The organism is Virgibacillus sp. W0181, assembly GCF_051846915.1.
Lineage (GTDB): Bacteria > Bacillota > Bacilli > Bacillales > Amphibacillaceae > JBPYCR01.
In genome coordinates this window covers 25,138-38,249 of sequence record NZ_JBPYCR010000034.1, presented here as the reverse complement: position 1 = coordinate 38,249, position 13,112 = coordinate 25,138, and the positions used below count along the sequence as shown (strand labels likewise).

Genomic DNA, 13,112 nt, shown 5'->3' with positions numbered 1-13,112 from the left:
ATTCCTTTATCTTAGGGTATATGGGAATGTTCGATTAAAACCGCCACTTTGCGTGGCGACATCGAACCACCAGCTTTGAGCTGGCGCAGTCGCTACGTTTCTAGGCAGGGCGCTTGCGCTTTTCTTAAAGGATTTTTAGAAATAATGACGAATATGTTAAAATGATAAGTAAAATATGAATGATGGAAAAGGAGAGATAACATGCAAGTTTCGTATCATGGCCATTCCGTTGTACGTGTAAAGGCTAACAATCATACCATTTTAATTGACCCATTCATTAATGGAAATGATTTATGTGATTTAGATGCAAATACGGTTGATGCAGATGTCATTTTGTTGACACACGGACATAATGATCATGTAGGCGATACGATCGAAATTGCGCAGCGCACTGGCGCGCAAATAGTTGCCATCAATGAATTGGCTGTATATTTAACACAAAAAGGTTTAAATGCGCATGGGATGAATATTGGCGGGGCATATGATTTCGACTTTGGTCGTGTAAAGTATACGCGAGCATATCACAGTTCATCTTACGAGGAAGCAGACGGTACATTTATTTATACAGGCATGCCGGCAGGAATTTTACTCACCATTGACAATAAAACGATTTATCATGTTGGCGACACAGCCTTGTTTTCCGATTTAAAATTAATAGGCGAAATGAACAGCATTGATGTCGCATTTATTCCAATCGGAGACAACTTTACGATGGGTCCTGACGAAGCATTAATCGCAGCGGACTGGATTAATGCAAAAACAGTCATTCCTGTTCATTACAATACGTTTCCGGTGATTGAACAAGACGGCGATACATTTGCTCAAAACGTACGCACCGGAGAAGGTAAAGCATTAAAAGCAGGAGAATCGATTAACCTTTGATTGCCATATAAGAAGCGGGTATCTTTTCCCGCTTTATTCTTCCTCTTCTTCTCTTCATTCAGCAATCTCTACCCACAAAATCCACATGGAAACTAATTTTTATCAATTATCAAATGATCACCAAGGAGAAAATAAATGAATGAAATCATTGTTACTATACTTTTTTTTGTTGCAGGAATAACATTAGGGTCTTTTTTTAATGTTGTTGGATTACGCTTGCCACAAGGAGAAACATTTACAACGGATCGCTCGGTGTGCCCGGCCTGCAAAAAACAACTCTCATGGTTTGAACTAATCCCAGTACTTTCCTATTTGGTCCAACGAGGCCGCTGCCGAAAATGCTATAAAAATATTTCCGTTATTTATCCGTTGATCGAGGGTGCGACCGGAATGTTGTTTGCTTTTAGTTATCAAGAAATAGGCCTGAATTTGGAGTTAATTATCGTTTTGTTTTTTGTCTCGATGCTTATGATTTTATTCGTTTCAGACATCACGTATATGGTTATTCCAAATAAAGTGCTGCTCTTCTTTTTGCCTATCTTTATCCTTTTACGCTATATAAAGCCATTGGATCCGTGGTGGTCCTCAATTTTAGGTGCAGTTACAGGATTTGTAATAATTGCACTAGTTATTGTTCTTAGTCGAGGTGGTATGGGAGCAGGCGATATGAAGTTATTTGGTGTGATTGGAATTGTCTTAGGCTTCAGTAAAGTATTATTTACCTTTTTATTCGCTTGTATGGTTGGAGCAATTATTGGAGTTGGTTTGTTGCTACTTGAAAAAATAGAACGAAAACAGCCGATTCCGTTTGGGCCGTATATTATATTTGCTGCGTTCGTATCGTATTTTTACGGTGATGCGATCATTACATGGTATATGCAAATGTTTAGCTGAAGTTTTTCTGGGACTCATCTTCTTTATTAACAAACATATATATACAGTAATCAAAACAATAAAGGAGACGGATCTATGTATCAATATACTGTTTTACGCTTATTACTCGCTTGTTTCTTTCTTTATTTTGCCTGGCCATATATACCGGAAGCTGTAACTAAAGTAGAACGTATTTTTTGGGGAGGATGGCTTGGATTCTTTACACTAGTTGTTGGCGCGAATTTAGCAACCCTTTTTCAAATGACTGTTCCACCAGTTATGGAACAGAAAAATAGAGAGCAAAAAAGGTCACATAATTATTGAGGTTCTAACCAATCAACTGTATAATAACAGTAGGAAAAAAAGAGTAGTACAGTTGAAGGTCGGTGAAAGTAATAATGGGCACAAAACACGAACAAATTATTCGCCACATTATGTCGCTAAATGTCGGACATAAAATATCAGTGCGGCAAATAGCGAAAGAACTGAATGTGAGTGATGGAACAGCGTACAGAGCAATTAAAGATGCAGAAAACCAAGGGTTGGTCAGTACAATTGAACGTGTAGGTACAATCCGTATAGAGCGTAAAGAAAAAGAGAATTTTAAACGTTTAACGTTTGCAGAAGTGATTAATATTATTGACGGACAAGTACTAGGTGGTAAAAGTGGTTTGCACAAAACGCTGAACAAGTTTGTCATTGGTGCGATGCAGCTCGAAGCGATGATGCGCTATACAGAAGCAGATTCTTTACTCATTGTCGGAAACAGGGTAAAGGCACATGAACTAGCTATAAAAGCAGGTGCTGCTGTATTAATTACGGGCGGTTTTGATACGCTTGACCATATAAAGCGCTTGGCAGATGATAAACAACTCCCTATCATATCAACAAGTTATGATACATTTACAGTTGCCGCAATGATCAATCGGGCCATCTATGATCAATTGATCAAAAAAGAAATTATTCTCGTGCGGGATATTTATACTACATATGACGAAGTGCATCATTTATACAATACCGACAAAGTAAAAGATTGGTATGTTCTAAATGAATTGACGAAGCATGCCAGATTCCCAGTCATTGATGAAAATAGTCGTGTAATGGGCATGGTCACGTCCAAGGATGTTATTGAAAGAGATAAGCAGATGCAAATTGACAAGGTGATGACAAAAAATCCATTAGTTGTCCAAGCAAAGACTTCTTTAGCCTATGTGGCCCACATGATGGTCTGGGAAGGGATAGAAGTTGTGCCGGTTGTAAATCAATCCAATGAGTTGGAAGGTGTTGTATCAAGGCAAGATGTGTTAAAAGCACTGAACCAGATGCAACGTCAGCCACAAGTCGGAGAGACGATAGAAGATGTGATCTCAAAAAGCATTCATACGGTGGAAGGTAATCCGACAGCTTTTCATATGGAAGTTACACCCCAAATGACAAATCAACTTGGGACGTTGTCTTATGGGGTGTTGACATCACTAGTGGCCGAAGTAAGTAGCAGGTTGTTGCTCTACTTGAAAAAAGGTAAAATGGTCGTTGAAAGCTTAAATATTTATTTTATCGAACCTGTTCAAATTGACAGCAAGATAACGATTAAACCCGAGTTACTGGATGCGGGTCGTGTTTATGCAAAGATCAACATTAACATTTATCTGGAGCGGAAACTCGTCGGTAAATGCATGCTGATGGCTCAGTTAATGGATCAGTAGCTATTCTCGGGAGTTGTTCCTCTTCCACTGCCTGCGATAATGCCTGGCTTCTTTCCATCCAGTATATAACTGCAATCCGCCAAGAAATATAAAGATAATCGTAATGAATAAAGCAAGCTTTGTTTGATAAAAAACATATTGGTTAATACCGAAAAAAAAGATAAAGCTACCGAGAAAAATACGTGACTTAGCATTTAAATAAGATTGCTCCAGTCTATCTTTGCTTCTAATTAGAGTAACTTTATAATACACGTATAGTACGAGCGAAAGCACAATAATAATTGGGAAAATAACCATTAAATCTACCCCTATAACAATAATTTTTTTCTTGTTACATTGTAGCTTGTTTTAAAAAAATTAGCCAGAAATAGAATAAATCTCATAGCAGATAGGAGCGGAAGAAATGATAATAGAAAAAGTCATCCGAGAGATCAAACGGTACCATACAATCATTATCCATCGGCACGTTCGTCCGGATGCAGATGCTTACGGTTCGCAGGTAGGGTTGAAGGAAATAATAAAAAATTCATTTCCTGATAAGGACGTATATGTTGTTGGAGAAGAAGATCCCGCTCTGGATTTTTTAGCAAAAATGGACCAAATAACAGATGAATTATATAAAGGTGCACTCGTAATTGTTTGTGATACAGCAAACACAGCCCGAATTTCAGATGATCGATATAAGTTAGCTGAAAAATTAGTGAAAATAGATCATCATCCGAATAATGACGCGTATGGTGATTTACTATGGATTGATACAACTGCAAGTTCGACCTGTGAACTGATCTACGAACTGTATCTAACCGGACAAAAAGAGGGCCTTCATATGAACGATGAAGCTGCACGTCTCATTTATGCAGGAATTGTTGGAGACACGGGAAGATTTTTATTTCCTAGCACGACGAACAAAACATTCCGTTATGCTGCAGAACTTGTCTCTTATACTTTTGATCGTGTTCAATTATACAATGGACTCTACACGATTACAGATCGGATAGCGAGACTACGAGGGTATATTCTCCAAAACTACAAATTATCCGGTTCGGGACTCAGTACGATTAGACTGACAAAGGAAATTTTACAAATGCATCGTGTCACACCGGCTGAGACTGGAAAACTTGTCAGCGTATTAGGTGATATAGAGGGAATAAAAGTATGGGTATTTTTCATTGAAGAAGATGAATTAATCCGAGTCCGGCTTCGTTCCAAAGGTCCAATTATTAATGAAATCGCCGGAAAATACGATGGGGGTGGACATCCTCTCGCGGCAGGTGCCTCTGTTACTACATGGGAACAGGCGGATACGCTCATTGATGAGTTAGATGGTGTATGTCAAGGTTATAAATAAGGATAAAAGAGGGTGTATTTAAATAACTACGTGCTAATTTTCAGGAAAGGGAAATTAGCACGTTACTTATTTTACTTGTCTATGCATTTTCATTTGGTGTGAACCAGCAGCCTCCGTTCGTGTATTCTAATTTCACATCAAGTGCATTCCTGTCAATTCCACGCTTAATCAATCGAATCAGTTCGCTTGATTCTGCATATACAGAGCGACCTTGCTTCAAGTGAGTAATTTTTTCATCCCGCATAACTCTTCTATCTAATACCGTCATATACTATCACCCTTTCTTATAAGTTCAACGGTAGTATATGTATATTGTATAAAAATGATGCAGAAGTTGCTATAGATATGCGGTAATATTCGCAAAATGTTCACTACTTAACAAAGCGCAGTCAGTTTGATATTTTTGCTTTCAATGTTATTTTCACTTTTTTAGAGATAGACAGTCTCCAAACTTCAAAATAATATGTGAAGTCATCGATGGAGAATGCTTTGTTTTCTATTGTTGAAATTAGTAGCTCATCACTCTCCGAAACCACCTCAGTATCCTGGCCGATGATATGATCGATCTCTTCTTTAATCATACTTTCAAACTGGTGTGTAATTAATCGGTCCAATCGCAAATCTTTTGCATTGGCGAAATGAATATCGATTGTCTCAACGTCAATCGACTTTTTTGATTTCTCGTCCAAATCTTTATTATCTTCCAACAAGGCTTCATTTTGTGATTCAAGTTCCGACAGTTCGGATTGAAGTTCCAGTTTTTCTGCAAGCAATTGTTCATACATGACTCCGTACATTAAAATGAAGACAAAATAGGATAAAACACTGCCACATAAAACACCAACAAAAAAATGCTGCCATGATTTCTTTTTAAAGTACGGTGGAATATGCATTAGCTCATATCCTCCTGTGTGATCCAGCTAATAATTGTAACCGCTGTTTTTACGCCACCCATAGCAGACAAAATAAACAAAATCTGTTTAACTAAATCAAACGTTGTTCCATCCAGTAATCCCTTCTGAAAGTTTTCTATAGCATCAAAAGTACCTCCAATAGCAGCTACGATAGCCCATATTTGTAAATTTCTGGCAATGCGAACCATTGCCGTGAGTGGTGCTTCACCGGTTGCAAATGAACCAATACTGCCAATGATCGCACCACCAATAATGACACCAAAAGCAATGAAATAACTGTGTATAAAAGATGAAAAAAATCGTTCTTCCATGTATTTCGCCCCTTTTTATACAGGTTATATTAGGAGTGCACGAATCTGCGTCCTGAAAAGGTTATTCAACATAAAAGCCATGATTTTTGGCCTTCTGTTTTATTTTGTTTACAACTATTATGCCGCTACATTAAAAAGTGATAAATTCGCCTTCTTATCCCCATTATGATTACGTACGGATAAGTGAACTTTTCATATTCTATGAACAGATTGGACAGGATATGATTTTTAAGCGGAATGGGAAGCATGCATATAAAAGATAGATTCGCTATAATAGAAAGTAGATAGAATGAAGGTGGGACTTTATGTCATTTACACATTTACAAGTTCGAAGCGGCTACAGTTTGTTTAATAGTACGATTTCAGTACACAAGCTCGTTCGAAAAGCGAGTGAGCTCGGTTTTCGTTCACTTGCCCTTACGGATGAACAAGTGATGTACGGAGCCATCTCGTTTTACAAATCGTGTCAAGAAAACGGAATCAAACCAATTATAGGGATGACTGTTTTAATTGAGCTTGAGGAAGAAACGGTTTCGTGTATTTTACTTGCAAAAAATAATGCTGGCTACAAACAACTTATGCAAATAAGCTCCTGTATCCAGAAAAAGGAATACAAACAGATGCATTATAATGAAATGCAACAATATATGGAGAATATTAAATGCATCATACCTGTCACCAACAATAAACTTCACACGTTGCTGGATGCACAGCTATATGATCAAGCCTTTACATATATCAATCATTACTGGAAAAAAACACTTACCAATGGCGACTTTTATTTAGGTGTTTACGATCACGGTTCGACTGATGAACGTGATTTGAACGAAAAATCTCAATCGTTTCAATCCGTATACAACGTTCCATTTGTTGCACTTAATGATGTACGTTATCTGGAAAAGCGGGACAATGTCGCATATGATTGTATTAGAGCCATACAAAGGAACGAACAATGGTCAATCAACAATGTCGACAATTCTTTTAATAATCGATTTCTGCGATCAGAGAAAGAAATGGTACAGACGTTTGATTATTGGCCGGAAGCCATTCAAACAATAGAAGAACTGGTTGAAGAATGTGATGTTAAGCTTCAGTTCGACCAACAGTTGCTACCGACCTTTCCGGTTGAAAAAGATTTAAGTTCTGATTCTTATTTGGAAGAACTATGTTGGAAAAATGCTAAAGAGAAGTTCGATCCGATAACTGATGAAGTAACTGATCGACTCGCGCATGAATTGATTACAATTCAGCAAATGGGGTTTAGTGATTACTTTTTAATTGTTGCAGATTTTGTTTCCTACGCTAAAAAAAATGGGATTTTAACTGGTCCGGGTAGAGGTTCGGCTGCAGGTTCGCTAGTCGCATATGTGCTCGGAATTACGGAAGTCGATCCTTTGAGGTACGGTTTGCTGTTTGAGCGGTTTTTAAATCCGGAACGAATATCAATGCCTGATATTGATATCGATTTTTCTGATTACCGACGCGATGAAGTTATACAATATGTCCGGAAAAAATATGGAGCGGAACATGTAGCGCAAATCATAACCTTTGGCACATATGCAGCTCGTTCAGTCATTAGAGAGTTAATTAAAACGATGAATATTAACGATCAGGACGCGGCTTTTATTCTTAGTCATATACCTGTTCAGGCCAACAGATCATTGAAAGAATACATAGAGGGATCAGAGGAATTAAAAACGTACATTAAACAATCAAATGAATTAAAAACATTATTTATGATTGCGATAACGCTAGAAGGACTGCCAAGGCATATATCTACACATGCCGCAGGAGTAGTCATTACAGAGAAGCGATTAACAAATTATATACCTATTTTGACGGGGTCAAATGAAACAAATGTAACCCAATATTCCATGACTGATTTAGAAGCGATTGGACTTTTGAAGATTGACTTGCTCGGTTTGAGAAATTTAACGATGATTGAACAGATTGTTCGCTCCATCAAGCAAAGAACAGAGACGAAAATTGATTTGGAGGCAATTCCGATACAAGATGATAAAACATTTATGCTGTTACAAGAAGGGAGCACAAACGGAATCTTTCAATTTGAGTCGCAAGGAATGAAAGAGGTGCTTACACGGCTAAGTCCTGATTCATTCGAGGACCTCGTAGCGGTCAATGCATTATATCGACCTGGTCCGATGGAGTTTATCACCACGTACATTCAGAGAAAAAATAAAAGCGAAGCGTTAACGTATTTGCATCCGGATTTGGAGCCAATATTAAAGCAGACCTATGGTGTCCTTATTTATCAGGAACAAATAATGCTTATTGCAAATAAATTTGCGGGCTTTTCTTATGGACAGGCGGATATACTTCGTCGTGCCGTGAGCAAAAAACAAAAAAATGTTATGGAACAGCAACAAAGGGCTTTTATAGACGGTTGTATAACGAATGGTTATTCGCTTGAAGTAGCCGAACAAATTTTTTCGTGGATCTTGAAATTTTCGGATTATGGATTCAATCGCAGCCATGCTGTATCATATAGTAAAATCGCCTATCAGCTTGCTTATCTAAAGGCACATTATCCTATTCATTTTTTCAGAGAACTTTTAAGTACTGTTGTGAATCAACAGGAAAAAATTCATCTTTATATAAAAGAAATGAAAAAGTTAAACATACGTGTGGCAGCGCCATCAATTAATTATAGTTTTGGAAAGTTCTCTGTAGAAAACGATACAGTTCGGATTGGATTGTCCTTAATAAAAGGAATAGGTAATCAAGTTATAAAGGAAATAGTACGTGCACGAAAACAAGGACTATTTAAAAATTTATTTGACTTCTGCGCACGCGTATCACCGTCGATTGTTAACCGAACTACGATAGAATTGCTTGTACGTGCAGGCGCGTTCGATGAAACGTATGCAAATCGGGCGAGCTTGCTTGCATCCATCGATCAGGCGATGGAACGAGGTGAATTATTTGGGGATTTTAATGATCAGCGCAGTTTATTTGAAAATGGGCTTGAGTTTGAACCAGCATATATAGAGATCGATGATTTCAACCAAACACGAAAATTGCAAGATGAAAAAGAGTTGCTTGGGATATATGTTTCCAGTCATCCGCTGGCAGTATACCGAAAACAGCTTGAAACAATGGGATATACTACTTTGCAACAAGCAAAGACAATGAAGAATAATAGAAGGCTTAAAACCGTTGTTATTGTTCAGGCAATTAAATCCATTCGAACAAAAAGAGGTGATCGCATGGCCTTTCTAACATTAGGTGATGAGACAGATGAAATGGAAGCTGTTCTCTTTCCTGAGGTATACCGTAGCGCTATGCACATAGTAGAGGAAGGGAATGAGACAGAAGTTGTCGGAAAAATAAACGAAAGGAATGGGCGGATACAATGGGTGATTGATTCTATTAATCCGTTTCAGCCATCTGTTCTATCGTCCCATGTAGAAAAGCGTCTTTTTATAAAGGTAACAGGTCAGGATAGTGAACATATTTTACAGCTTATTAAGATGGCAGCTAGAGAACATCCGGGCGATACACCAATTATAGTTCATCAACCTGAATACAATAAAACGTACCAGTTGGAAGGTCGATTCCAAATTGACGCCAATGATAGCGCCCTTAAATTATTAAAAGAGAATATTGGTAATGAAAATGTCGTATTAAAAACTAGTGAAAAATAAGGGAACAAACCTTTACAGTAAAAAACCATTTGTTATAATTAAATAGTTAAGTGGTCTGATTTATCTGTAAAGTGGACCTGATTGTAGCGAAAGATTTAAAATAAAGGAGCGGTATGTTCATGGCAAATTTAAGAGATGAAGCATTACATATTCATAGAGTTAATAAAGGAAAATTACAATTACAACCTAAGGTCCCTGTACGGAACGCAAAAGATTTAAGTTTGGCATACTCTCCCGGTGTGGCGGAACCTTGCAAGGAAATTTATGATCGGAAAGAAAGAGTGTATGATTATACGATGAAAGGAAATATGGTAGCTGTTGTCAGTGATGGTTCAGCAGTGCTTGGTTTGGGAAACATTGGGCCAGAGGCAGCACTACCTGTTATGGAAGGGAAATCTGTCTTATTTAAAAGCTTTGCAGGTGTGGATTCTTTTCCGATTTGTCTTAATACGCATGATGTAGAGGAAATTGTGCAAACGGTAAAATTAATGGAGCCGACATTTGGTGGAGTAAACTTGGAAGATATTGCCGCACCAAATTGTTTCGAAATTGAAGAACGATTAAAGAAAGAAACAAATATTCCTATTTTTCATGATGATCAACACGGAACGGCAATTGTTACTATAGCTGGATTAATTAATGCACTTAAACTAGTTGGTAAAGAGTTCTCTGACATAAGAGTTGTAGCCAATGGCGCAGGAGCAGCCGGCATTGCCATCATTCGATTATTACTGAGCTTCGGCGTTCGCGAAATAATAATGTGTGATTCCAGAGGAGCTATATATGAAGGAAGACCAAATGGAATGAATGAAGTAAAAGAACAAGTAGCAAAGCTAACGAATAAAAATAAAAAAGAAGGTTCTCTTGAAGAAGTATTAGAAGGAGCAGACGTTTTCGTAGGCGTATCCGTTGGAGGTTTACTTACTTCAGAAATGGTTCAAAAAATGAATGACGATCCGATCATTTTTGCTATGGCCAATCCAGATCCGGAAATTTTACCAGATGTCGCCAAAGAAGCTGGAGCAAAAATTATTGGTACAGGTAGATCGGATTTTCCTAATCAAGTAAACAATGTACTTGCTTTCCCAGGAATATTTAGAGGAGCTTTGGATGTACGTGCTACTAGAATCAATGAAAAGATGAAAGTAGCAGCTGCAGAAGCGATTGCCTCTTTGATTGACGATAGTGAATTAACCGCTGATTATGTCATTCCAGCTCCGTTTGACTCTCGGGTTGCTCCAATTGTGGCTTCTAGTGTTGCAAAGGCTGCTATGGAATCCGGTGTTGCCCGCATTGAAGTGGATCCGGAAGAAGTTGCTGAAAAAACGAGAAGGCTCACTGACATTTGAAGAAAATAGAACAGCTTCACGCAGTTATTTATTGTAAATCTTTTGTATATCATTTAATTCAATCAACTAATTTTATTGATGAGCCTCTGCGGGCGGAACAAATTCATCGTGCATCCTAGTGGTGTTTTTGTACAGCAGCCATTTTATAGATCCAACTATAAGAGAAGCGAAAGACCTGGTCGTTTTTCTGGAAGAGGAGGAGTTACGTTTGCTCAAAAAAATATTTCGAAAAAATAAATCTGCATCCATCCCAAATGAACAGTCTAAACAAGATATACCTGAAGGACTAATGAAGAAATGTGCGGAATGTAACCAAATTTACTATCGTAAAGAAGTAGAGAAAAACGTTCACGTCTGCCCTAATTGCGATTATCATTACCCATTAACTGCATGGGAGCGTATTAATAGTTTATTTGATGAAGGATCATTCGAAGAGTGGAACAACCATTTGAAATCAAAAAATCCGCTCGGTTTTCCTGATTACTTGGAAAAATTGGAAAAAGATAAACGGAAAACAGGACTTGAAGAGGCAGTTGTTACAGGAAAAGGGCTAATGGATGGACAGCCAACAGCATTTGCTGTGATGGACTCCAGTTTTCGGATGGGAAGCATGGGTTCGGTTGTCGGTGAAAAAATTGCCAGAGCAATTGAAAAAGCAAAGGATGAAGGGGTTCCGTTTATCATATTCACCGCATCAGGAGGAGCCCGAATGCAAGAAGGTGTGCTAAGCTTGATGCAGATGTCTAAAACATCCGTTGCAATCAAACGGTTTTCCGATTCGGGAGGATTAATGATATCGGTCATGACCCACCCTACAACAGGTGGGGTTTCCGCAAGCTTTGCCTCTGTTGGTGACTATAATTTTGCGGAACCAAAAGCATTGATAGGGTTTGCCGGTAGACGTATTATCGAACAAACGATCAGGGAAAAGTTACCGGATGATTTTCAGACAGCTGAATTCCTACTCAAGCACGGACAACTTGATAAAGTGGTCCATCGTCATGATATGAAGCAGTTATTAACTACGCTGCTCAAGATACACGGAAAAGGAGGGAATCCTCTTGAAGCAAATTCTTGAGTTCGAAAAACCGATTGTTAACTTAAAAGAAAAAATTGTAGAGTTAAAAAAAATATCTAGAGATAGTGAAATCGATTTAACCGAAGAAATAAAAACGCTGGAAACAAGATTAAGCACATTGGAAGATGACATATACTCAAATTTAAGACCATGGAACAGGGTTCAAATGGCCAGACATCAGGAAAGACCAACAACACTTGATTATGTAGAAAGGTTGTTTACTGATTTCACTGAATTTCATGGTGATCGCTTTTACGGAGACGATGAAGCCATTGTTGCTGGAGTTGCCTTTTATAAAACTAAGCCGGTTACTGTTATCGGTCATCAACGAGGAAAAGCGACAAAAGAAAATATTCGTCGTAATTTTGGTATGCCACATCCAGAAGGGTATAGAAAAGCATTACGACATATGAAACAGGCAGAAAAATTTAATCGTCCTATTGTAAGTTTCATTGATACAAAAGGTGCTTATCCCGGAAAGGCTGCGGAAGAGCGTGGGCAAAGTGAAGCAATTGCAAAAAACTTGGTCGAGATGGCTGGCCTAACCGTTCCGGTAGTATGTATTGTAATTGGAGAAGGCGGTAGTGGAGGAGCATTAGGTCTTGGGGTAGGCGATCACATTCACATGCTAGAAAACTCTACATATTCCGTTATATCGCCCGAAGGAGCTGCTGCATTATTATGGAAAGACGCTTCTTTAGCGCAAAAAGCAGCGGAAACGATGAAAATTACATCCTATGACTTACAGGAATTCGGCGTAATTGATACGATTATCCCTGAACCAAAAGGTGGAGCGCACCGGAATATGGAAAAGCAAGCTGAAAACATTGACCTCGTTTTGGAACAATCGTTAAAGACGCTAGGAAGTTATACAGAAGAAGAATTGCTTGAAAAAAGATGGGAAAAGTACAAACAGATAGGGGACTACGCAGAGTCTGAATAAAGATGCGGATCATAAAGGTTGACGATTGTCAGCCTTTTGATTA

General features: G+C 38.2%; 13 protein-coding genes. 9 read left to right on the top strand and 4 right to left on the bottom strand.

All coding sequences use genetic code 11. The annotated features are described in order from the left end of the window. The first annotated feature begins 201 nt into the window (after positions 1 to 201). From ACLIBG_RS12550 to ACLIBG_RS12535, 4 genes are all read left to right on the top strand, one after another. Positions 202 to 882, top strand: coding sequence for a metal-dependent hydrolase (locus tag ACLIBG_RS12550; protein ID WP_439313110.1), 681 nt, complete (start codon positions 202 to 204; stop codon positions 880 to 882). Between the two features lie 135 nt (positions 883 to 1,017). Further along, entirely contained in the window at positions 1,018 to 1,776 is a 759-nt protein-coding gene (locus ACLIBG_RS12545; protein ID WP_439313109.1) for a prepilin peptidase, read from the top strand. A gap of 75 nt (positions 1,777 to 1,851) precedes the next feature. Next, positions 1,852 to 2,079 (top strand): hypothetical protein, encoded by a 228-nt coding sequence (locus tag ACLIBG_RS12540; RefSeq protein ID WP_439313108.1) that lies wholly within the window; start codon positions 1,852 to 1,854, stop codon positions 2,077 to 2,079. A 74-nt stretch (positions 2,080 to 2,153) separates the two neighbouring features. Further along, entirely contained in the window at positions 2,154 to 3,461 is a 1,308-nt protein-coding gene (locus ACLIBG_RS12535; RefSeq protein ID WP_439313107.1) for a DRTGG domain-containing protein, read from the top strand. Here ACLIBG_RS12535 and ACLIBG_RS12530 read toward each other — a convergent pair whose 3' ends face one another. After that, positions 3,462 to 3,758 (bottom strand): YtpI family protein, encoded by a 297-nt coding sequence (locus ACLIBG_RS12530; RefSeq protein ID WP_439313106.1) that lies wholly within the window; start codon positions 3,756 to 3,758, stop codon positions 3,462 to 3,464. Between the two features lie 106 nt (positions 3,759 to 3,864). On the opposite strand from ACLIBG_RS12530, the gene ACLIBG_RS12525 reads away from it, so the two are divergent. Next, positions 3,865 to 4,809, top strand: coding sequence for a DHH family phosphoesterase (locus ACLIBG_RS12525; protein WP_439313105.1), 945 nt, complete (start codon positions 3,865 to 3,867; stop codon positions 4,807 to 4,809). 79 nt (positions 4,810 to 4,888) lie between these two features. Here the strand turns inward: ACLIBG_RS12525 and ACLIBG_RS12520 are convergent, their stop codons facing one another. The 3 genes from ACLIBG_RS12520 to ACLIBG_RS12510 form a co-directional block, all read right to left on the bottom strand. Continuing rightward, positions 4,889 to 5,077 (bottom strand): hypothetical protein, encoded by a 189-nt coding sequence (locus ACLIBG_RS12520; protein WP_439313104.1) that lies wholly within the window; start codon positions 5,075 to 5,077, stop codon positions 4,889 to 4,891. Between the two features lie 121 nt (positions 5,078 to 5,198). Further along, complete coding sequence (gene ytrI / locus ACLIBG_RS12515) at positions 5,199 to 5,702, bottom strand: sporulation membrane protein YtrI (protein WP_439313103.1); 504 nt, start codon at positions 5,700 to 5,702, stop codon at positions 5,199 to 5,201. Next, positions 5,702 to 6,034, bottom strand: coding sequence for a YtrH family sporulation protein (locus ACLIBG_RS12510; protein WP_439313102.1), 333 nt, complete (start codon positions 6,032 to 6,034; stop codon positions 5,702 to 5,704). Before ACLIBG_RS12510 ends, ytrI begins: the two co-directional genes overlap by 1 nt. 305 nt (positions 6,035 to 6,339) lie before the next feature. Between ACLIBG_RS12510 and dnaE the strand changes: the two genes are divergently transcribed. From dnaE to accA, 4 genes are all read left to right on the top strand, one after another. After that, positions 6,340 to 9,699 carry a DNA polymerase III subunit alpha gene (dnaE, locus tag ACLIBG_RS12505; protein WP_439313101.1) on the top strand — a complete coding sequence of 1,120 codons (3,360 nt, stop codon included), beginning with the start codon at positions 6,340 to 6,342 and terminating at the stop codon, positions 9,697 to 9,699. Between the two features lie 119 nt (positions 9,700 to 9,818). Beyond that, on the top strand, positions 9,819 to 11,048 hold the full coding sequence (locus tag ACLIBG_RS12500; RefSeq protein WP_439313100.1) for an NAD(P)-dependent malic enzyme: 1,230 nt from the start codon (positions 9,819 to 9,821) through the stop codon (positions 11,046 to 11,048). 208 nt (positions 11,049 to 11,256) lie between these two features. After that, on the top strand, positions 11,257 to 12,126 hold the full coding sequence (accD, locus tag ACLIBG_RS12495; protein WP_439313099.1) for an acetyl-CoA carboxylase, carboxyltransferase subunit beta: 870 nt from the start codon (positions 11,257 to 11,259) through the stop codon (positions 12,124 to 12,126). After that, entirely contained in the window at positions 12,110 to 13,069 is a 960-nt protein-coding gene (accA, locus tag ACLIBG_RS12490; RefSeq protein ID WP_439313098.1) for an acetyl-CoA carboxylase carboxyl transferase subunit alpha, read from the top strand. The genes accD and accA overlap by 17 nt, the downstream gene beginning before the upstream one ends. Positions 13,070 to 13,112 lie beyond the last annotated feature (43 nt).